This window comes from Aeromonas sp. FDAARGOS 1403 (assembly GCF_019047325.1).
GTDB classification, from domain to species: domain Bacteria; phylum Pseudomonadota; class Gammaproteobacteria; order Enterobacterales; family Aeromonadaceae; genus Aeromonas; species Aeromonas dhakensis.
Genome location: NZ_CP077249.1, coordinates 109,902 through 129,176, shown reverse-complemented (window position 1 = coordinate 129,176; position 19,275 = coordinate 109,902). Strand labels below are relative to the sequence as shown.

Below are 19,275 nucleotides of genomic sequence, written 5' to 3'. Positions count from 1 at the left end.
CCCCCCCGTACTCTGAGCGTCATTTTGGGCCCCTTGTGGCGGGCCCCACGGTTGGAGTTCTTATGAAGCAGTCCCAATGGTCATCCCGGCTCGGTTATATCCTGGCCGCCGCCGGTTCAGCAGTCGGTCTCGGCGCTATCTGGAAGTTCCCCTATGTGACGGCCGCCAACGGCGGCGGCGCCTTCCTGCTGGTGTTTTTGCTGTTCAGCTTCACCCTGGGGGTGGCGGTGCTGATGGGGGAGACGCTGCTCGGCAGCCTGAGCCGGCGCGGGGTGGTGGGAGCCTTCGGTGAGCTGATGGGCAAGCGCTGGCGCTGGGTCGGTGCCATGGGGCTGCTCAGCAGCCTGCTCATCTACAGCTTCTACAGCGTGGTGGGCGGCTGGACCCTGGGCTACACCGGCATGGCGCTGGCGGGCAGCCTGCAGCACGGCGATGGCGCGGCCCTGACCGCCCGCTTCAACGACTATGTGGGGGATCCGCTGTGGCCGGTGCTGACCCACCTGCTGTTCGCCGGGCTCACCTGGTGGTTCGTGCAGGGGGGCGTGCAGAAGGGGGTGGAGCGCACCCTGCGCTGGATGATGCCAGCCCTCTTCATCATGATCCTGATGCTGGTGGCCTTTGGCCTCACCCTGCCCAATGCCATGGCCGGGGTACGCCACTTCCTGATGCCGGACTTCAGCAAGCTCGGCATGTCCGGCGTGCTCGATGCCATGGGGCTGGCGTTTTTCTCCCTCTCTATTGGTCTGGGCATCCACACCACCTATGGCGCCTATCTGCCCTCCAGCGAGGGGGTCGGCCGCTCCAGCCTCTGGGTGGTATTGCTGGCAAGCCTCATCGCCGTGCTGGCGGGCTTGATGATCTTCCCTGTGCTGGCGGCCACCGGCATCGATCCCGCCTCCGGCCCTGGTCTTACCTTCATGACCATGCCGGCGGTGTTCCAGCAGTTGCCGTTCGGCCAGGGGCTGGCGGTGGTGTTTTTCGCCCTGCTGGTGGTGGCGGCACTCTCGTCTGCCATCTCGCTGCTGGAGCATCTGCAGTGCTTCGTCAGCGAGAGTCTGGGCTGGTCACGACGGGCCGCCTGCAGCCTGATCACCGCGCTGGTGATGGCCAACGGCATTCCGGTCAGCCTGTCGTTCGGCCCCTGGACGGACGTGACCCTGTTTGGCAAGAACATCTTCGAGCTGCTCGACTTCGTCACCTCCAACCTGATGATGCCGATGTTCGGGCTGGCGCTCACCCTGCTGCTGGGCTGGCGGCTCGGTCGCCAGGCGCTGCCCGCCGGCCTGGCCCTGCATTGGCACACCCTGCTGATGGGCTGCTGGCGCTGGCTGGCACCGCTGCTCATCGGCGGCATCCTGGTACGCGGGCTGGTATAACCGGTTCAGGGATGAAGAGGGGCCGGCGTCGCCTGTGGGTGGCGGGCCCGCACCTTGTCGACGGCGGCCTGCCAGCGGGCGATCACGGCGTCATCCTCGCTCTTCGAGAAGACGATGTAGAGCCAGTTCTCCTGCAGCAGCAGCCCGGAGTTCACCACGCTGCGGGGGGAGAACTTCATCTTGGCCAGGATGGCCGGCATGATCTGATCCCCCATGGGGAAGGCGTCTATCTTGCCGAGCACCAGGAGCTCGATGGCATCTTCGATGGTCTGGCAGCGCACCAGGTTGGTGTAACCCTCCCGGGTGAGCAGTTCGTCATCGGCGTTGCCGAGCAGCACGCCGACCCGCGGCAGCTTGCGCAGCTGGGCCAGATTGGTCAGCGGCTTGCTGCCTCTGGTCTGGTAGATCACCACCCGGTTCGGAAACAGCGGCCCCACCCACTTGAACTGGGACTCCCGATGGGGCGTGCGCAGGATGACGAACAGGGCGAAGCCGGGTTCGACCCGGGTCAGGGCGAGCGCCCGCTTGAGGGGGTAGATCTTGATGGGGTAGTGAACCCCCATCTCCTGCTGGACTTCCTGCACCAGCTGCACCGCCAGCCCGCCGAGCTTGCCGTTACTGGTGTGGGTAAAGGGGGGCAGCTCGTGGCTGATGAGGGTCAGCGGGGGTTGCGGCGTGGCCAGCGCCAGGGCGGGCAGCAGTAGCCAGGGCAGCAGCCAGTTCATCCAGTATCCGGTCAGGTGCGTCACGTCGGTGCATCCATGTTGCGCAAGGGGGTCGCCACGGGCGGTCGCTGACCGGCCTGCCGAGGCTAACTCTATTATTGCTCAAGGGATTGGGCTGCCTGATGATCTTTGCCGGCGGCGGCAGAGAATCCTTTTTTGAAGGGGGGGATGAAAAAAAGTTGTTCACGTTGTGTCAATTTTTCTTTCCATGGTTTAGGCTGTGATCCCGTTTGGCATTCAGGCCCGTTTATTCATGTCACCCCGTTGCGCACTGTTCGGTCGATTTTTTGGCTCGCAAGAGAGGTGACCTTGCACGCACAGCTTGTCTGAATGTTCATTGCAAAGGTCGCCACCAGGCGGCCTTTTTTGTTGCCCGCACCGTGCGGTTATCCATGGAGTATCGATGTGATGTTGTCTTGCCCGGAGGTTGTATGAGCCAGGTTCAGTGGTCTTCCCGTCTCGGTCATGTGCTGGCAGCCGCCGGTTCGGCGATCGGTCTTGGCGCCATCTGGAAGTTCCCCTATGTGACCGCCACCAACGGCGGCGGCGCCTTCCTGCTGGTGTTTCTGCTGTTCAGCTTCACCCTGGGGGTAGCGGTGCAGGTGGGGGAGACCCTGCTCGGCAGCCACAGCCAGCGCGGGGTGCTCGGTGCCTTCCGCAAGCTGGTGGGGCCGAACTGGCGCTGGATGGGTTACATGGGGATCCTGTGCGGCTTCTTCATCTACAGCTTCTATAGCGTGGTGGGGGGCTGGACCGTGGGATACGCGGCCCTGGCCATCGGTGGCGAGCTCAACCTGAGTGAGGCGAGCGTCCTCACCGCCCTCTTCACCGGTTACGTGAGCGATCCTCTCTGGCCGGCCATCACTCACCTCATCTTTGCCGGGCTCACCTGGTGGTTCGTGCAGGGAGGCCTGCAGAAGGGGGTGGAGCGGGCGCTGCGCTGGATGATGCCGGCCCTGTTCGTGATGATGCTGCTGCTGGTGGTGACCGGCCTCTCCATGCCGGGCGCCATGACCGGGGTACGCCAGTTCCTGCTGCCCGACTTCAGCCAGCTCACCGGCCAGGGAGTGCTGGACGCGCTGGGGCTCGCCTTCTTCTCCCTCTCCATTGGCCTGGGGGTACACACCACCTATGGCGCCTACCTGCCCAGCAGTGACGGCGTGCTGCGCTCCGGCGTCTGGGTGGTGACGCTGGCAAGCCTCATCTCGGTGCTGGCGGGGCTGATGATCTTCCCGGTGCTCGCCTCCACCGGCATCGATCCGACCGCCGGGCCAGGGCTCACCTTCATGACCATGCCGGCGGTGTTCAACCACCTGCCGTTCGGCCAGGGGCTGGCAGTGGTCTTCTTCCTGCTGCTCTTGGTGGCGGCGCTCTCCTCCTCCATCTCCATGCTGGAGCACCTGGTGCGCTTCACCACCGAGGAGTGGGGCTGGTCGCGCCGTGGCGCCTGCCGGGTGCTGACCCTGCTGATCATGGCCTGTGGCATTCCGGTCAGCCTGTCGTTCGGCCCCTGGGCCGAGTACACCCTGTTCGGCAAGACCATCTTCGATCTGCTGGACTACCTCACCTCCAACCTGATGATGCCGCTGTTCGGCCTGGTGCTGACCCTGCTGCTGGGCTGGCGACTGGGGGATCGCATGGTGCCGGCGGATCTCTCGCCAGTGTTGCGGTTCTGCCTGCTCTGGTGCTGGCGGCTGGTGGCCCCGCTGCTGATCGGCGGGATCCTGGTGCGGGGCTTGCTGTAAGAGCGGCCCGGCGCTGGCCGGGCCTGAGGGCCTAGTTGGGGGGCGTGGTAGGCAGGCGGGTATTGAGGTGTGAGCGGATCTGCAGCAGCGTCTTCTGGTACTCCTTGGCATGATGCTCCATGAAGGAGGCGCTGTGGTTGAGACGCCGCTCCAGCCGGTCTACCAGCAGCGCCACCCTGGGAGCTGCCATGCCGGCCGGCCAGCACAGTTGCAGCAGCTCCAGCAACTGCCAGGCATCGCCAGGCAGGGCCGGGAACTCCTCCTGCAGCGTCAGCGCATACTGCACGGCCAGCTGGTGCTGGCCTGCCGCGCTGGCCCGCTGCCGCTCCTGGCGCAGATAGGTCAGCCGCAGCTCGCGCCGCTCCAGTTGTTTCGTCAAGTCGATGACGACCTGCTTGAACAACTGTTGCAGCAGCGGGGCCGGGGCGACCCTGGCCTGATACTGGCCTAGCTGGGTCAGGTAGCGTTTGGCGTGGTGGGGCAGTCCGCAGAACTGGCTGACGGCGAAGCCGAGCAGCTGGTTGAGGTGGTTGTCCCGCGCGCTCTCCGGCGGGTGCTTGGCCAGCAGCAGCAGGGCCTCGTCGAAGCGGTAGTCCAGGCTCAGCATCAGCGCCTTGAGCAGGGCGTCCTCATGAGCCCGCAGGGTGACGGCCTGGTTGAGGTAGCGATACTCCTGCTGCAGTGAGCTGATCCTGGCGGCGCTCGGGTAGTGCCAGAGCACCGACAGGCTGGCATTGAGGATGAAGTTCTCGATAGATACCCGCAGCTTGTGATCGGCAAAGAAGCGCAGGCTGAGGGCGTTGGCCTGCTCCAGCGCCTTGCCCTCATCCTTGATCAGCAGTGCCAGCAGGATGGCCGCCTGGCGCCACTCTGGTTGCCAGGCGTTTTTTTGCAGCAGATGGCCGAGCACGTCCCAGGCCGCCTCCCACTGCCCCTCGTGCAGCAGACAGGCCAGCGCCAGCTCCAGCTGCAGGGCCGGCGGCAGCCGCTCCCGGTTGCGGGCCAGATCCTTGCGCGCGCTCTCCAGCCTGCCGAGCCCCAGCAGGGCGTAGATCAATCCCTTGCGCGGCCACCAGGCGTCATATTCCGTGGTACAGACCGCGTAGTGCTGGGAGGCATGGAAGTGATCCTGCCATTGCAGCAGCATGTAGCCCTTGCTCCGGTCCAGCTGTTGTCCCAGCTCCCGATACTTCTGCTGCTCATAGAGCAGGTCCTCGCACAGGGCACAGCTCAGTTGCCACTCCCTGAGCCGCATCGGGGCCGGCAGGGCCCGGGTCAGCCCGGTCAGCTGTACCAGCTCGTGCAGGCGGGTGGTCAGTTGCTCCTGGGTAAAGGGGATGGTCAGCTGCAGGGAAAAGTAGAGATCCGAGGGGGGATAGTGGAGTGGCTCCGGGTCTGCATTGAGCAACAACAGCACGCAGCCCGGCTCCAGTAGCCCCAGATAGTGAGCCTCCTGCAGCATGCGCACTCCCTCCAGGTCCTGGTGATGGCTCTGGTGGCAGATGATGGCGTCGAACGACTGCTGGCGCAGCAGGGTTGGCAGGGTTGCCAGCTCCTTGCAGTGGGTCAGCTGGGTTGATGCTATGCCCTGCTGGCTCAGCCCCTGGGAGAGCGCCGTGCTGAGCATGGTGTCGTCTTCGATCAGGAGGATCTGCATCCTTGGCACTCCTTGGCCGGTTCAGGATCGGAACAAGTATGGCATGTGATGGAGTCAAAAAGAGCTATTACTCTGTTACAGAGGCGCCGTGCCGGTCAACCCCTCACCCGGGCTCACCAGAGGGGGGCGAGAGGGCGCCGGATTGACAAGAAACACCACCATGCCGCCATAGGCGGGGGAGCTGGTCAGACGGCGCTCCCACTCTTTATCCCACTCACCTCCCTGCACCAGCCCCACCTTGAAGGGGAGGGTCAGCCGCGTCAGCGTTTGCAGGTAGCGCGCATAGCCCGGCTCGGTGCGACGGCCACGGTAGGTCTGCACCACCAGCTCGTCGACCGTGCCGGCGAGGGCGTTGAGGGTGGCGACGTCACCGGTGCGGGTCCAGTCCAGCAGGCCGGTGATGCTGATGGCGCAGCCGGCGGGCAGCTGGCTGCGCAGCTGGCGCAGGAAGTCGCCATAGTCCGCCAGCCGGTGGGTGCGGGCATCGAAGTCTATCTGGAAGCCGCGCACCTCATTGCCCTTGCGCTGCCAGGCCGCCAGCTGGTTGGTCAGGCTCTTGATAAGGGCCTCATTCCAGTCGAGCCGCTCCACCCGATAGGCGAGCCAGAGCTCCTTTACCGGCAGCTTGCTCGGCGCTATGCCCTGTCCCTGAAAACGCACGGGCTGGCGCGCATCGAGGGGGCCTATCTCCCCCTGATGCAGATAGAGCCGCTCGGCCTGCTGCAGCACCGGCTGGGGCCTGACCCCGGCCCACAGCCAGAACTGGCGGTAGTGGCTCGCCTCGACGGCGGCGCTGGCCTCAGCGCCCAGCAGCGCCAGTATCACCAGTAATATTTGAGCTGCTTGGCCCACTGGCTCGTTCCGTACTGGCGTTTGAGGGTGTTGAACCAGCCCTTGCGCTGGCTGAGGGGGATCTCTTGGCTGCCGCAGCTGTTGTTGCCGCTCGGGGCGTAACAGTTGATGGCGCGGTAGAGGGCGTAGGCCTTCTCCTCCTTGGCGGCCTTGGGGTTGGCGATCACCTGTTGATACCAGTCGAGCCGGCTGCGCTGCTGTCCAGCAAACAGATCCCGGCTGCCCGCCAGGGTGTCGGCGCCCGGCCGCTGCAGGAGCGGATCCCAGTCCAGCCCCTGGCTCAGGAAAAACTCGCCGAGGCAGTTGAGCGCCCTGGGCGATTTGGGGTTGTCCGCCAGGGTGGTGACCACCGCCGTGAGGGCCGGGCACTGATACTCCTGGCTCCCTTGCCAGTCGAACGGGGCGGCCAGCGGGGCCAGCGCCAGATCCTGCAGGAAGCCCCGGTAGTCGCCGTGGGTCAGCTGCTTGTAGCGCAGGGTGTGGCCGGCGCGCTGGCGCAGGGTGGCGGAAGCCTGCTCATCCTGCACCATGCGGCGCAGCAGCGGGGCCGGCGCCACGTACTCCAGTAGCGGAATGCGGTAGTGATCGCTCTGGATGGGACTCTCCTTGGCGAACACCTGCTCCAGTCGGCCGGCCCGCTCCAGGGTCATGGCCAGCGCCAGTTGCAGCAGCTGATCCTGCAAGGGGGTGGGCTGGCTGGCGAGCAGGGCGCGCCACTGCTGCTCCGCCTCGGGCAGCGCCTGACTGGCCGCCAGCGCCATGCCCTTGAGCACCTGCTGGCTGAATGCCAGGTTGTCGAGTGGCCCCTTGCCGAGGGCGGGAGCGGCGGCGATGACGGCGGCATAATCCTTGGCCAGATAATAGCGCTCGGCCTGTTGCAGGTAGGCGAGCCAGGCCGGGTTGCCGGCAAACTGGGCGCTCTGCTGGGCCAGCTCGCCGGGTTGCAGCGGCTGCCACTCGTCCCAGCTCTCGTGCAGCCGCAGCCTGCGCAGATCCTGCACCAGGGTCAGCTGCGGCATGGCGGCTGAGCCGGTGAAGCCGGGCTGCATCAACAGCTTGAGGTCTATTTCGTTGAGCAGCTCCGGGTTGCCCGGCTGGCGGCTCGCCTGCCGGAACAGGCCGGCCAGCGCCGCCTCGTCCCCCCTGAACCAGGCGAGCCGGCGCAGCAGCCCGTTGGCGGAGTCTAGATAGCGCCCCTCTGGGTAGCGGCTGCGATAGTCGGCGATGAACTGCTCGGCGCGCTGCACGGCGGCCTGGTCAATCTGGTTGCGATCCAGGGTGCCCCAGTCATCGAAGGCGCTTTGCTGGGACTGGTTGAGGGCGACCCGGATCCGCATGTAATCCGCCGTCTCTTTCAGCCAGGGCTGATCCTGCCCGGCGAGGGCGGCAAATTGTGCATCGGCCTGCGCGAACTCCCCCTGATAGAAGAGTCGGCTGGCGGCCAGGTAGTCGGCAAAGCCCTGGCCGGCGGCCGACAGCGGTGCGGCCTTGGCTTCTGGCGCCGTTTCGGCCTGCTGGGCGCACTGGCCCAGCATGGCCAGCCGCTGGCGGGCCAGCTGGCTGCGCTCATCGGCGCCAAGGGCCGGGGTGTCGACCAGCGCCTGCAGGAAGGCTTCGGCCGCAATGGGATTGTTGCTGATGCAGCGCCCCTCGCTCCAGCCGGCGGCCCGCTCCAGGGCGGCCTGGGTGGTGCTCTGTTCGATGCCAAGACCGGCAGCCAGCGCCAGCAGGGGATCCGGCCCGGCGGGGGCCGACTCGGCCTGGGTCGGGTTGAGCCGGGCCGGGTTGAGCAGATCCTCGATGGCGAAGGGCAGCGGCAGCGGCGCCTTGGGCAGCGAGAAGGCCTGCTCATCGGCCAGCAGCAACGCCAGGTTGGTGCGGGTGTCGTTGTCGGGGGAGAGGAACGGCAGCCCGTTCAGGTGGCACTGGGCGGCGGTCAGTTGCAGGGTGAGCGGCGTCTCGCAGCCATCCGGGCCGCAGGCCAGGACGGGCAGGCTGCAGAGGGCCAGACACAGGGGAGTCAGTTTCATGGGCGCTTCCAGCAGGAGTCGGGATGCTGGCACGCTACAAGATGCCTTCGCCCCTTTCAACTGACCATAGGGGCAGGTCGGCCGGCGGCGGGCCTACTGCAGACCGGGCCCTTTGGCCGAAAAGGGGCAGTCGCGCTGCTGGATCAGTTGTTCCCCCGAGCCCGCCACCCCCTGCCAGTGCAGGGCGAGCTGGCCGAGACGGCCCAGGTGGCGCAGCTCGAACTCGTAGCGCAGGCAGGGCTCGGTGAGGGGCAGGCTGGCCATGCCGGCCGGCAGTTGGTAGTCGTAGCGCAGCAGGGGGCCATCTGTCAGCGTGCTGCGGTTGGGTAGCAGCCCTTGTGCCGTGGGGACGGGGGCACTCAGCCGGCGGCGCAGGCTCAAGGGAGCGTCAATCGCCTTCTGGTAATGGAGGCCGTTCATGGCCGCCAGCTCCTCTTCCAGCCGCTGCAACTCCCCCTCCAGCCCGCTCAGCGCCGCCCCCAGTTGTTGATGAGCGGGGGAGGCGCAGCCCCCCAGCAGCAGGGTGAGAAGCAAAAGCGGGGCGCGGGTCGGGTGCATGGGCTCTCCTTTGAGCGCACGGATGGGCGGGCCGGGGCTGACTATAGCAGGGTATTGGTGGGCGGCGCGGTGCGCAGCAGGCCGGCGAGCCGCTCCAGCGCCTCGGCGACGCGGGCGTCGGTGGCCGGCTGGCTCAGGCTCAACCGCACTCCCTGCGGGGCGGCGAACTGGCCGGCGGCGAAGTGTTCCCCGCTGGCCACCCCGACGTCAAGGGCGTTGGCGGCCTCGGCAAACTCCTGGCTGCGCCAGGGCTCCGGCAGCGGCAGCCAGGCGTGCATGGAGCCCGCCTGCCAGCAGGCCTCCGGCAACAGGTGGCGCAGCAGCTCGCCGCGACGTGCCAGGATCTGCCGTTGCTGCTCTACAAGAGGCATGATCTGGCGCTGGCTCACCAGCTTGCAGGCCAGCTCGATGAGCAGCGGGCTCACCATCCAGCTCGACAGTCGCATCGCCTGGGCGAAGGCACCGCGCAAGTGGGGCGGGGTCAGCACGAAGCCGACTCGCAGGCCGCCGCAGGCGATCTTGGCCAGACTGCCGAGGTAGATGACCCGCTCCGGCGCCAGATTGACCAGCGGCGTCACCGGCTGCTGGGGCAGCAGGCCGTTGACGTCGTCCTCGATGATCAGCAGATCGTGACGGCGGGCGATGGCGATGATGGCCTCGCGCCGCGCCAGGCTCATGGTGGCTGTGGTGGGATTCTGCAGGGTGGGGGTGAGGTAGAGCAGCTTGGCGCGGCGAGTGCGGCAGGCCGCCTCCAGCGCGTCGGGCAGCAGCCCCTCCTCGTCCATCGCCAGCCCCACCACCTGATTCTTCAGCTGGCGGGCGTTGCCCAGCATGCCTGGGTAGCTGAGCCCTTCGCACAGCAGGGTCTCCCCCACGCAGCCGGTGGCCAGCAGGGAGAGCATGATGCCGTGCTGGGCGCCGTGGCTGAACAGCAGATACTCCTCACTGCCCGCCACCCCTTGCTCGGTCAGCCAGTCGATAAAGAGCTGGCGCTGGCCGGGCTGGCCCGCCTCCTTGTCGTAACCGAGCAGGGCGTTGAGATCCCCGTCTGCCACTTCCGCCAGCATGGGGCGGATGATGGCGGCCCGATCCAGCTGCACCGGCAGGTTCTGCCACAACTCGATGCGGTGCCCCTCCTCCTTGCGGATCACCCAGGCGTTGGCCGGATCCTCATGCTCCCCCTTGACCCAGGTGCCGTGCCCGACCCGGGCGGCCAGCAGCCCGCGCCGCTCCGCCTCGCCATAGGCGCGGGTGACGGTGCCGACGGTGACCCCCAGCCTGTCCGCCAGTGCCCTGTGGGTGGGCAGCCGGGTCTGGGGCGGCAGGGAGCCGTCCTGAATGGCTTGCTCGATGGCCTTCACCAGCTTGAGGTAGAGGGGGCCGGCGAAGGGGGTGAGGTCCGGGGTCCAGATTGTCATGGTGACAATAAATCCATTGATCGAAATGTATCGGCAATATAGCGTGATTTTGAACCCGATAACAATCAAAAACAGCACATTGTATCGATACAATGTGTGCAGTTCAGGAGTACAAAGATGACGATCGAATGGTATGCCACCCTGTTTGGCTTTGCGGTGCTCACCTGTGGCACGCCGGGCCCCAATAACCTCATGCTGACCGCCTCCGGCGCTAACTTCGGGGTGCGCCGCACCCTGCCCCATCTGATCGGGGTGGCGGTGGGTCAGCCGGTGCTGCAGATGGTGCTGGCGCTGGGGCTCTACCCCCTGTTCGAGCGCTGGCCGCTGCTGCGTCTCGGCTTGCAGATCTTCGGCAGCCTCTATCTGCTGTGGCTGGCATGGCGCATCGCGGTGGCCGGCGCTCCCGGTGATCCGGCCCGGCGCGCCCGTCCGCTGACCCTGCTGGAGGGGCTGGGCTTTCAGTTTCTCAATCCCAAGGCCTGGATGATGGGGATCTCCGCCATCAGTCTGTTCAGCCTGCCCGGTGCCAGCTACTGGCCGAGCCAGTTCGCGGTGATGGCCATGTTCGTGCTGGTGGCGCTGCCGGTCTGCTTCGTCTGGGTGCTGTTTGGCCATCAGCTCAGCAACTGGATCAGCACGGATCGGGGCTGGCGCCGCCTCAACGGCAGCCTGGGGGCGCTGACTGCGCTCTGCGTGGTGATGCTCTGGTACTGAGCCTTGCCAGAGGCCGCATAAAGATGCGAAGAAAGTGCATTTGCGGCCTTGTCTGACGGGCACCGGCTCTGCATATTAGAAGGCTTGTCGCCGAGTCGGTGCCCTGCATCATCAAGAGGTTGAGATGGATCTGAACTGGTTGCTTCCCCTGGCGGGCTTTGCCCTCATCACTTGTGGCACGCCGGGCCCCAACAACATGCTGCTCACCAGCGCCGGTGCGGCCCAGGGCTTTCGCCGCAGCGTGCCCCTGCTGGTGGGGGTGGTGGGGGGGATCAACCTGATGATCCTGGCCACGGCGCTGGGGCTGGGGGTGATGTTCGAACAGGTGCCGCTGCTGCACGACGGGCTCAAGCTCATCGGCTCGGCCTACCTGCTCTGGTTGGCCTGGAAGGTGGCGACCGCCAGCGGCCCGGCCGAGGGCAATCGGCCGCTGATCCCGGCCCATCAGGGGGCCATGCTGCAGCTGCTCAACCCCAAGGCGTGGATGATGGCGCTCTCCGCCATCAGCGGTTTCACCCTGGCGGGGGAGGCCTACTGGCCCTCCGCCATCTGGGTGCTCGCCATCTTCTTTATTACCGGCCTCTATACCGGGGCCTTCTGGGTGCTGTTCGGTGCCCAGGTGCGCCGCCTCATTCGCACCGCCAGAGGCTGGCGTCGTTTCAATCTCGGCATGGGGGTCGCCACGGCGGCCTGCGTGCTGATGATCTGGATTTAGTCCGGGCCTGCGCCCGGGCCTTTACCGGCTGTCTTGTTGGCCCTGCGGGGCCTTTTTTATTCACGGGGCGGTGCCATGACGCGCGCCGCCCCCTGTCTGGTTTGCACGAGCGGTTTACAGAAGGAGGTCCCATGAAATGTATCGGTCTGCTGGGGGGCATGAGCTGGGAGTCCACCGTCAGCTACTATCAGGCGCTCAACCGGGGCGTGCGAGCACGGCTCGGTGGCCTGCACTCGGCGCGGGTGCTGCTGAGCAGCGTCGACTTTGCCGAGATAGAGCGGCTGCAGCATATCGGCGACTGGCCCGCCACCGCCCGCCTGCTGGCGGCCGAGGCGCGGGCCATCCAGGCCGGTGGCGCCGATTTTCTGCTGATCGGCACCAACACCATGCACAAGGTAGCGCCCGAGATTGAGGCCGCCATCGACATCCCGCTGCTCCATATCGCCGATGCCACCGCACGTCAGCTGCAAGCGGACGGGATCCAGAGAGTCGGTCTACTCGGTACCCGCTTCACCATGGAGCAGGAGTTCTACAAGGGGCGCTTGCAAGACAAATTCGGACTGGAGGTGCTGGTGCCGGGCGAAGTGCAGCGGGAGCGGGTGCACCGCATCATCTATGACGAGCTGTGCCTCGGTGACATTCGCGACGCCTCGCGGGCCGAGTACCTAGCCATTATCGAGGGGCTGGCGGCCGCTGGCGCCCAGGCGGTGATCCTGGGCTGCACCGAGATAGCCCTGCTGGTAGGAGATGCTGAGGCTGCGGTGCCGCTCTACGACACCACTGCGATCCACGCCGAGGCGGCGGTGAGTCTGGCGCTGGCTTGACGACAGGGGCCTGCTGGCAAGCGGATGAGGCAAATAGTGGGTTGGAATATGCCGGCGCCACGGTGCCGCTCTACGACGCAACCATGGCGATCCACGCCGAGGCGGCGGTGAGTCTGGCGCTGGCTTGACGACAGGGGTCTGCTGGCAAGCGGATAAGCCAGAAACTGTCCGGCCGCCGGCTCGGCAGGGCTTGACCTTGCCGCAGGGTTGCTGCATAGGCTGAAGGTCCGCTTTGGCCAACGAGGAGTGACTCATGCAGCGTCGCGATTTTCTCAAACTCTCCACCGCCGTCGGCATCGCCGGTGCCTTGCCCTGGTGGGGGCGGGCGGTTGCCGCCGAGCGCCCAGCCCTGCCTATTCCTGCGTTGCTGGAGGCGGACGCCAGCGGCCTGTTCCAGCTCAGGGTACAGCCGGGCCAGATGCAGTGGCGACGCCAGCCGACCCGCAGCTGGGGCTACAACGGCAACCTGCTTGGCCCCACATTGCGTGCCCGCCAGGGGCAGGCGGTGCGAGTCCGGGTCGCCAACCAGCTGGCGGAGACCACCACGATACATTGGCACGGGCTGGAGGTGCCGGGCACCGCTGATGGCGGCCCGCAGGCCAGCATCCCCTCCGGCAAAGAGTGGCAGGCGGCGTTTCGCATCGAGCAGCCGGCGGCCACCTGCTGGTATCACCCCCACACCCACGGACAGACCGGCCATCAGGTGGCCATGGGGCTGGCCGGACTCTTCATTCTCGACGACGAGGAGAGCCTGCGGCTGCCACTGCCCCAGCGCTGGGGGGTGGACGATATCCCGCTGGTGCTGCAGGACAAGCGCCTCGATGGGCGGGATCAGGTGGACTACCAGCTGGACGTGATGAGCGCGGCGGTCGGCTGGTTCGGCGATCTGATGCTGACCAACGGCGCCGTCTATCCGACCCACGACGCCCCCCGCGGCTGGCTGCGGTTGCGGCTGCTCAACGGCTGCAATGCCCGCTCCCTCAGGCTGGCGACCAGCGATGGCCGCCCCTTGTATGTGATCGGCAGCGATGGCGGCCTGCTGGCGGAGCCGGTAGCGCTGAGCGAGCTGGCGCTGCTGCCGGGGGAGCGCTTCGAGGTGATGGTGGATGCTCGCAACGGCCAGGCGTTCGACCTGCTCACCCTGCCGGTGCGCCAGATGGGGATGACCCTGGCGCCGTTCGATGCGGCCTTGCCGCTGCTGCGGATCCGGCCCTCCCTCATCGAGGGCAAGGGACGTCTGCCGGACAGCCTGGCGCGGCTGCCTGCGCTGCCCGCCACTCAAGAGTTGCCGAGCCGCACCCTGACCCTGTCGATGGATCCCGAGCTGGACCGGCAGGGGATGCAGGCGCTGATGAGCCGCTACGGCCACGGCGCCATGGCGGGCATGAGCATGGACCACGGTGATACGGGCAGCATGGCCGGGATGAAGATGGACGGGCAAGGCGACGGGATGGCCGGGATGTCGATGGCGGGGATGGATCACGGCGACATGGCCGACATGAAGCAAGAGGGCGGCGCGCTGGACTTGCACGGCGGCAACCGGATCAACGGTCAGGCCTTCGCTATGAACGACCCGCAGTTTGCGGTCAAGCGCGGCCGCACCGAGCGCTGGATCATCTCGGGGGAGGGGGACATGATGCTGCATCCCTTCCACATTCACGGCACCCGTTTCCGGATCCTGAGCGAGAACGGTCAGCCGGTGGCCCCTCATCGCGCCGGCTGGAAGGATATCGTCAAGGTGGAGGGCGGGCGCAGCGAGGTGCTGGTGCGCTTCGATCACACGGCGCCGAAGGAGCGGGCCTACATGGCTCACTGTCATCTGCTGGAGCATGAAGACACCGGCATGATGCTCTCGTTCACGGTGGAAGAGTGAAATAATGGCCCGTTCGGGGCCATTGTTTTTTACTGGTCAGATCTCACTATCTGGCTGCGCCGCATACCCCTCGGCATAAAAGCGTGTAAAATTGCGCCCTGAATTTTCCGGCCGGCGCACGCCGGCCGCGACTCCTTACACGCAAGGCTGACATTGTGACAGAAGTAGATAGATTCGCGGACATTCGCCCCTACCGCGATGAGGAAGTACCGGCAGCCATCGAGCGGCTGATCCGGGATGATGAATTCATCGGCGCCATCGCCAAGTATCGCTTTGGCTCCCTGATGAGCTGGCTGGGCTGGGCCATTCGCCCGCTGATCCGCCAGTTCCTGCGCTACAAGTGGTCCAAGGTGACCACCATCCATCAGGTGCAGATGGGGGTGACCCGCTACATGAGCCGGATGATCGCCACCTCCACCCAGGGGGTGACCTTCTCCGGGCTTGAGCATCTTAAAAAAGAGCAGGGCTACCTGTTCGTCTCCAACCACAGGGACATCGCCATGGATCCGGCGTTCGTCAACTGGGGTCTACACACCCATGGTTTCGATACCGTGCGCATTGCCATCGGCGACAACCTGCTGCGCAAGCCCTGCGCCACCGAGCTGATGAAGCTCAACAAGAGCTTCATCGTCAAGCGCTCCGCCAAGGGGCCGCGGGAGATGATGAAGGCGCTTGGCGAGCTGTCGGCCTACATCGGCCAGTCGGTGCACGAAGGCCACTCCATCTGGATCGCCCAGAAGGAAGGGCGCGCCAAGAACGGCGATGACAAGACGGATCCGGCCATCCTCAAGATGTTCTACGTGGACGGCAAGAAGCAGAAGATCGAGTTCGTCGACTACATGCGCAGCCTCAATATCGTGCCGGTCAGCATCAGCTATGAGCTGGATCCCACCGACAAGGCCAAGGCGCGCGAGCTCTACGAGAAGTCCATCAACGGCAGCTACGAGAAGGGCGAGTTCGAGGACATCGAGAGCATAGTCGCCGGCATCGTCGGCCAGAAGGGGCGGGTACACGTCTCCTTCGGCGCCCCCATCACCGAAGGCTTCAGCGATCCGGACGAACTGGCGGCGCTCATCGACAAGGCGATCTGGGGCAACTACCGCCTCTTCCCGGGCAACTACCTGGCTGCGGATGTGGCAGGCCACGCCAATACCATCGAACAGGCCGCCTTCCTGAGCCGTCAGTCGGAGGTGCCGGAAGAGCACAAGGCCATCTGGCGTGCCATGTACGCCAAACCGGTGGAGAACGCCGCCAAGGCTTGAATGACACCGGTTTTGACCAGGTGATGCGAAAAAAACGGGAGCAGATGCTCCCGTTTTTGCGTCTGGTCAAAGTCGCCGGCAATGGAGTAGTGAATAATATTGTTTCAGCTGGTACGATCACCTGGCGAACGCGCTTGCCCCGCTTGGCAAGCCGAGGATGAGTGTGTAACAGTGCACTCACCACGCCGGACAGAGCCGTGGCTCCATCCAGGTCTGCACGGATAGCAGACGGTGTGACACAAGGACCTTCAACGGGTCCTTTTTCATTTTGCGGCTAAGATGTCGCCTGAATACACCTAAGGAAGCGCCATGATCACCGGCAGTCTGAATACCTTGCAGCGTACGCCGCTGCCCGCCCCGCTCGACCGCATCCTGGTCGAGGTGGTGCAAAGCGTCGACCGGTGGCGGCATGCCCCGCTCGGCAAGCAGGAGGTCGACGGCCTCAAGCTGTTCTGCCTGGTGAGCGAAGAGCTGACCGAGCCGGCGGCGGATCGCCGTGGCGAGTTCCATCAGCAGTACCTGGACATCCAGCTGCTGCTCGCCGGCGAGGAGTGGATCGGGGTCGGCCCGCACACCTACGCGAGCGAAGGGGCGGATCACCCCCATCCCGATCTCTGGTTCGTCGACGATGAACAGACCAGTTATCTGGCGTTGCAGCCCGGCGACTTCGCCATCTTCTGGCCGGGAGAACTGCATCGCCCCCTCTGCACCCCCAACCCGCCGGCCAAGGTGAAGAAGCTGGTGGTCAAGGTGCACCGGGATCTGCTGGCCGGCCTGTAACCGCTGGCGCAGCCTGACTGAGACGAGTGGCCGGAATCGTCCGGATTTGCACTTAACATATTGAAAAATTGGGCGCACTTTCCTGCGACCATAAGCCCCCGGCAGGGGAATCCCATCCATGTTGGATGACACGACACTGTCGGCATAAAGCCGAAGCACAGGAAGATGTAGAACATGAGCAAGTTGGTATTGATCCTTAACTGCGGTAGCTCTTCCCTGAAATTTGCCGTAATGGACGCCGAAACAGGTGAGGACATGCTGTCCGGCCTGGCCGAATGCTTCAATCTGGATGATGCACGTATCAAATGGAAACTCCACGGGGTCAAGGGCGAGGCCATGCTGGGCGCGGGTGCCGCGCACCAGGAAGCCCTCGACCACATCGTGGGTCACATCCTGCCGCAGGATCCGACCCTGGCCGAGCAGCTGGTGGCCATCGGCCATCGCATCGTGCACGGCGGCGAGCAGTTCTCCCGTTCCGTTCGCATCGATGACAGCGTGATCGCCGGCATCGAAGCCGCCATTCCGTTCGCTCCCCTGCACAACCCGGCGCACCTGATCGGCATCCGTGCCGCCCTCAAGGTCTTCCCGGCGCTGGCAGAGAAGAACGTGGCCGTGTTCGACACCGCCTTCCACCAGACCCTGCCAGAGGAAGCCTACCTCTACGCGCTGCCCTACAAGCTCTACAAAGAGAACGGCATCCGTCGTTACGGCGCCCACGGCACCTCCCACCGCTTCATCGCAGAAGAGACCGCCAAGGCGCTGGGCAAGCCGCTCGAAGAGCTCAACATCATCAACTGCCACCTGGGTAACGGCGCCTCCGTCTGCGCCATCCGTGGCGGCGAATCCGTCGACACCTCCATGGGGCTGACCCCGCTGGAAGGGCTGGCGATGGGTACCCGCTCCGGCGACATAGACCCCGCCGTAGTCTTCTTCATGCACGACCAGCTCGGTTACAGCGTGGAGCAGATCAACCACACCCTGACCCGCGAGTCCGGTCTGCTGGGCATGACCGAGGCGAGCAGCGACTGCCGCTACGTCACTTCCAACTACGCCACCGACGCCGGTGCCAAGCGCGCGCTGGACGTGTTCACCTACCGGGTGGCCAAGTATGTCGGTGCCTATGCCGCCGCCATGGACGGTCGTCTGGACGCCCTGGTATTCACCGGCGGTATCGGTGAAAACGCCGCCATGGTGCGCGAGATGGTGCTGGATCGTCTGGCCCTATTCGGCTTCAAGGTCGACAAGGAGGCCAACAACGCCGCCGTGCTGGGTGGCGAGGGCCCCATCACCGCCGAAGGCAGCCGCCTGGCGCTGGTGATGCCCACCAACGAAGAGCTGGTCATCGCCCGCGATGCCCTGAGCCTGGTCGGCTAACGCCCCCTCGCTCCCAGACAACGCCCGGCCCCTGCCGGGCGTTGTCGTTTGTGGGCCGGTGCCCATTTGACATGGGGTGGCAGATACGTACCCTGACCGCAGTTTCACGCACAGGAGGATGGGATGAAGGAGACGATTTTTCGCTGGCTGGCCGGGCTAGGACTGGAGGTGACCGGCATGACGGGGCTGGTGATCGCCCTCGGTTTCATCGTACTCACCTCGCTGGTGCTGCACATGCTGCTGCACCGGGTGTTGCTGGTGCGGCTGGTGGGCGTGCTCGGCAAGACCATGCAGGTGTGGCTGCCGCCCCAACTGCAGCAGCGGCTGTTCTACCGGCTCGCCTTCGTGTTGCAGGGGGCCGTGCTGCTGGGGCAGGCCGAGATCTGGCTGCCGCGCAATTCCGAAAGCCTGCAGCTCATCGAGACGGTGGCCCAGCTCTGGATCCTGCTGTTCCTGCTGCTGGCGCTGTTTGCCCTGCTCGACTGCCTGCTGTCGGTGAGCCGCTATACCCGGCTCGGGCGGGATCTGCCCCTGCGCGGCATCTTCCAGGGGGTGAAGCTGGTGGGCAGCATCCTGGTGGGCATCCTGATGATCGCCCTGCTGCTAGGCAAGTCGCCGTTGTTCCTGTTCAGCGGCCTGGGTGCCATGACCGCGGTATTGATGCTGGTGTTCAAGGACCCCATCCTCGGCCTGGTGGCCGGCATCCAGCTCTCCGCCAACCGCATGCTGAGCGTCGGCGACTGGCTGCAGATGGACAAGTACGGCGCGGATGGCGAGGTGACCGACATCGGCCTCACCACGGTCAAGGTGTCGAACTGGGACAAGACCATCACCACCATCCCCACCTATGCCCTCATCTCCGACTCTTTCAAGAACTGGCAGGGGATGACGGAGTCGGGCGGGCGGCGCATCAAGCGCAGCGTCAACATCGACATGACCAGCGTGCGCTTCCTGACGGCGGACGAACAGTTGCAGCTCAAGCAGGCCCAATTGCTGGCGCCCTATCTGAGCCGCAAGGAGCAGGAGCTGAGCGCCTACAACCAGCAGTTGAGCGACGCCATCAGTTGCCCCATCAACGGCCGCCACCTCACCAACCTAGGCACCCTGCGCGCCTATCTGGACGCCTACCTGCGCGCCCACCCCGGCATTCGCAAGGACATGACCCTGATGGTGCGCCAGCTGGCGCCGACCACGGACGGCCTGCCGCTGGAGATCTACTGCTTCACGGCGACCACCGCCTGGGCCGATTACGAAGGGATCCAGGCCGACATTTTCGACCACATTTTTGCCATCATCGAGCAATTTCATCTGCGGTTGCACCAATCTCCCACAGGTTACGATATGCGCGCCTGGCAAAAGGGGTGAACGGCCA

The 19,275-nt window shown here is 65.5% G+C and carries 17 protein-coding genes; 11 read left to right on the top strand and 6 right to left on the bottom strand.

The annotated features are described in order from the left end of the window. Positions 1 to 62: 62 nt before the first annotated feature. Complete coding sequence (locus I6L33_RS00545; protein ID WP_216973392.1) at positions 63 to 1,376, top strand: sodium-dependent transporter; 1,314 nt, start codon at positions 63 to 65, stop codon at positions 1,374 to 1,376. A 5-nt stretch (positions 1,377 to 1,381) separates the two neighbouring features. Here I6L33_RS00545 and I6L33_RS00540 read toward each other — a convergent pair whose 3' ends face one another. Then, positions 1,382 to 2,101, bottom strand: a complete 720-nt coding sequence (locus tag I6L33_RS00540; RefSeq protein WP_026141979.1) for an ABC transporter substrate-binding protein — start codon at positions 2,099 to 2,101, stop codon at positions 1,382 to 1,384. 431 nt (positions 2,102 to 2,532) lie between these two features. Here I6L33_RS00540 and I6L33_RS00535 point away from each other — a divergent pair, with 431 nt between their 5' ends. Next, the gene (locus tag I6L33_RS00535) at positions 2,533 to 3,846 is read left to right on the top strand and encodes a sodium-dependent transporter (protein WP_216973391.1); all 1,314 of its coding nucleotides are present in this window, start codon (positions 2,533 to 2,535) and stop codon (positions 3,844 to 3,846) included. Between the two features lie 31 nt (positions 3,847 to 3,877). Here I6L33_RS00535 and I6L33_RS00530 read toward each other — a convergent pair whose 3' ends face one another. The 5 genes from I6L33_RS00530 to I6L33_RS00510 all read right to left on the bottom strand — a co-directional run bounded on the left by I6L33_RS00530 (position 3,878) and on the right by I6L33_RS00510 (position 10,361). After that, positions 3,878 to 5,503 carry a hypothetical protein gene (locus I6L33_RS00530; protein WP_216973390.1) on the bottom strand — a complete coding sequence of 542 codons (1,626 nt, stop codon included), beginning with the start codon at positions 5,501 to 5,503 and terminating at the stop codon, positions 3,878 to 3,880. 75 nt (positions 5,504 to 5,578) lie between these two features. Continuing rightward, positions 5,579 to 6,355, bottom strand: coding sequence for a DUF3142 domain-containing protein (locus tag I6L33_RS00525; protein WP_216973389.1), 777 nt, complete (start codon positions 6,353 to 6,355; stop codon positions 5,579 to 5,581). After that, positions 6,325 to 8,385, bottom strand: a complete 2,061-nt coding sequence (locus I6L33_RS00520) for a hypothetical protein (RefSeq protein ID WP_216973388.1) — start codon at positions 8,383 to 8,385, stop codon at positions 6,325 to 6,327. Before I6L33_RS00520 ends, I6L33_RS00525 begins: the two co-directional genes overlap by 31 nt. Positions 8,386 to 8,478: 93 nt before the next feature. Then, complete coding sequence (locus I6L33_RS00515; protein WP_216973387.1) at positions 8,479 to 8,943, bottom strand: hypothetical protein; 465 nt, start codon at positions 8,941 to 8,943, stop codon at positions 8,479 to 8,481. Between the two features lie 41 nt (positions 8,944 to 8,984). After that, positions 8,985 to 10,361 (bottom strand): PLP-dependent aminotransferase family protein, encoded by a 1,377-nt coding sequence (locus I6L33_RS00510; protein WP_024941671.1) that lies wholly within the window; start codon positions 10,359 to 10,361, stop codon positions 8,985 to 8,987. A 117-nt stretch (positions 10,362 to 10,478) separates the two neighbouring features. Here I6L33_RS00510 and I6L33_RS00505 point away from each other — a divergent pair, with 117 nt between their 5' ends. The 9 genes from I6L33_RS00505 (at position 10,479) to I6L33_RS00470 (ending at position 19,268) form a co-directional block, all read left to right on the top strand. Continuing rightward, a complete protein-coding gene (locus tag I6L33_RS00505; RefSeq protein WP_005304811.1) occupies positions 10,479 to 11,075 on the top strand; it encodes a LysE family translocator in 597 nt (198 codons plus the stop codon). Positions 11,076 to 11,199: 124 nt separating this feature from the next. Beyond that, positions 11,200 to 11,790 (top strand): LysE family translocator, encoded by a 591-nt coding sequence (locus I6L33_RS00500; protein WP_010636219.1) that lies wholly within the window; start codon positions 11,200 to 11,202, stop codon positions 11,788 to 11,790. Between the two features lie 131 nt (positions 11,791 to 11,921). After that, positions 11,922 to 12,614, top strand: a complete 693-nt coding sequence (locus I6L33_RS00495) for an aspartate/glutamate racemase family protein (RefSeq protein ID WP_201971307.1) — start codon at positions 11,922 to 11,924, stop codon at positions 12,612 to 12,614. Continuing rightward, positions 12,611 to 12,742, top strand: a complete 132-nt coding sequence (locus tag I6L33_RS22115) for a hypothetical protein (RefSeq protein ID WP_275668573.1) — start codon at positions 12,611 to 12,613, stop codon at positions 12,740 to 12,742. Before I6L33_RS00495 ends, I6L33_RS22115 begins: the two co-directional genes overlap by 4 nt. Before the next feature lie 125 nt (positions 12,743 to 12,867). Further along, positions 12,868 to 14,487: a multicopper oxidase CueO gene (gene cueO / locus I6L33_RS00490; RefSeq protein WP_216973386.1), complete on the top strand. Its 1,620-nt coding sequence runs from the start codon at positions 12,868 to 12,870 to the stop codon at positions 14,485 to 14,487. A 155-nt stretch (positions 14,488 to 14,642) separates the two neighbouring features. Next, positions 14,643 to 15,749 carry a 1-acyl-sn-glycerol-3-phosphate acyltransferase gene (locus I6L33_RS00485; protein ID WP_010636222.1) on the top strand — a complete coding sequence of 369 codons (1,107 nt, stop codon included), beginning with the start codon at positions 14,643 to 14,645 and terminating at the stop codon, positions 15,747 to 15,749. 309 nt (positions 15,750 to 16,058) lie between these two features. Beyond that, positions 16,059 to 16,529 carry a YhcH/YjgK/YiaL family protein gene (locus tag I6L33_RS00480; RefSeq protein WP_005304798.1) on the top strand — a complete coding sequence of 157 codons (471 nt, stop codon included), beginning with the start codon at positions 16,059 to 16,061 and terminating at the stop codon, positions 16,527 to 16,529. 174 nt (positions 16,530 to 16,703) lie between these two features. Next, the gene (locus I6L33_RS00475) at positions 16,704 to 17,903 is read left to right on the top strand and encodes an acetate kinase (RefSeq protein ID WP_005304795.1); all 1,200 of its coding nucleotides are present in this window, start codon (positions 16,704 to 16,706) and stop codon (positions 17,901 to 17,903) included. Positions 17,904 to 18,026: 123 nt separating this feature from the next. Further along, a complete protein-coding gene (locus I6L33_RS00470; RefSeq protein WP_216973385.1) occupies positions 18,027 to 19,268 on the top strand; it encodes a mechanosensitive ion channel family protein in 1,242 nt (413 codons plus the stop codon). Positions 19,269 to 19,275: the final 7 nt, after the last annotated feature.

Coding starts and splice junctions, on each gene's coding strand:
- I6L33_RS00545 (WP_216973392.1), top strand. CDS start 63: ATGAAGCAGTCCCAATGGTCATCCCGGCTCGGTTATATCCTGGCCGCC.
- I6L33_RS00540 (WP_026141979.1), bottom strand. CDS start 2,101: ATGAACTGGCTGCTGCCCTGGCTACTGCTGCCCGCCCTGGCGCTGGCC.
- I6L33_RS00535 (WP_216973391.1), top strand. CDS start 2,533: ATGAGCCAGGTTCAGTGGTCTTCCCGTCTCGGTCATGTGCTGGCAGCC.
- I6L33_RS00530 (WP_216973390.1), bottom strand. CDS start 5,503: ATGCAGATCCTCCTGATCGAAGACGACACCATGCTCAGCACGGCGCTC.
- I6L33_RS00520 (WP_216973388.1), bottom strand. CDS start 8,385: ATGAAACTGACTCCCCTGTGTCTGGCCCTCTGCAGCCTGCCCGTCCTG.
- I6L33_RS00515 (WP_216973387.1), bottom strand. CDS start 8,943: ATGCACCCGACCCGCGCCCCGCTTTTGCTTCTCACCCTGCTGCTGGGG.
- I6L33_RS00510 (WP_024941671.1), bottom strand. CDS start 10,361: ATGACAATCTGGACCCCGGACCTCACCCCCTTCGCCGGCCCCCTCTAC.
- I6L33_RS00505 (WP_005304811.1), top strand. CDS start 10,479: ATGACGATCGAATGGTATGCCACCCTGTTTGGCTTTGCGGTGCTCACC.
- I6L33_RS00500 (WP_010636219.1), top strand. CDS start 11,200: ATGGATCTGAACTGGTTGCTTCCCCTGGCGGGCTTTGCCCTCATCACT.
- I6L33_RS00495 (WP_201971307.1), top strand. CDS start 11,922: ATGAAATGTATCGGTCTGCTGGGGGGCATGAGCTGGGAGTCCACCGTC.
- cueO (WP_216973386.1), top strand. CDS start 12,868: ATGCAGCGTCGCGATTTTCTCAAACTCTCCACCGCCGTCGGCATCGCC.
- I6L33_RS00480 (WP_005304798.1), top strand. CDS start 16,059: ATGATCACCGGCAGTCTGAATACCTTGCAGCGTACGCCGCTGCCCGCC.
- I6L33_RS00475 (WP_005304795.1), top strand. CDS start 16,704: ATGAGCAAGTTGGTATTGATCCTTAACTGCGGTAGCTCTTCCCTGAAA.
- I6L33_RS00470 (WP_216973385.1), top strand. CDS start 18,027: ATGAAGGAGACGATTTTTCGCTGGCTGGCCGGGCTAGGACTGGAGGTG.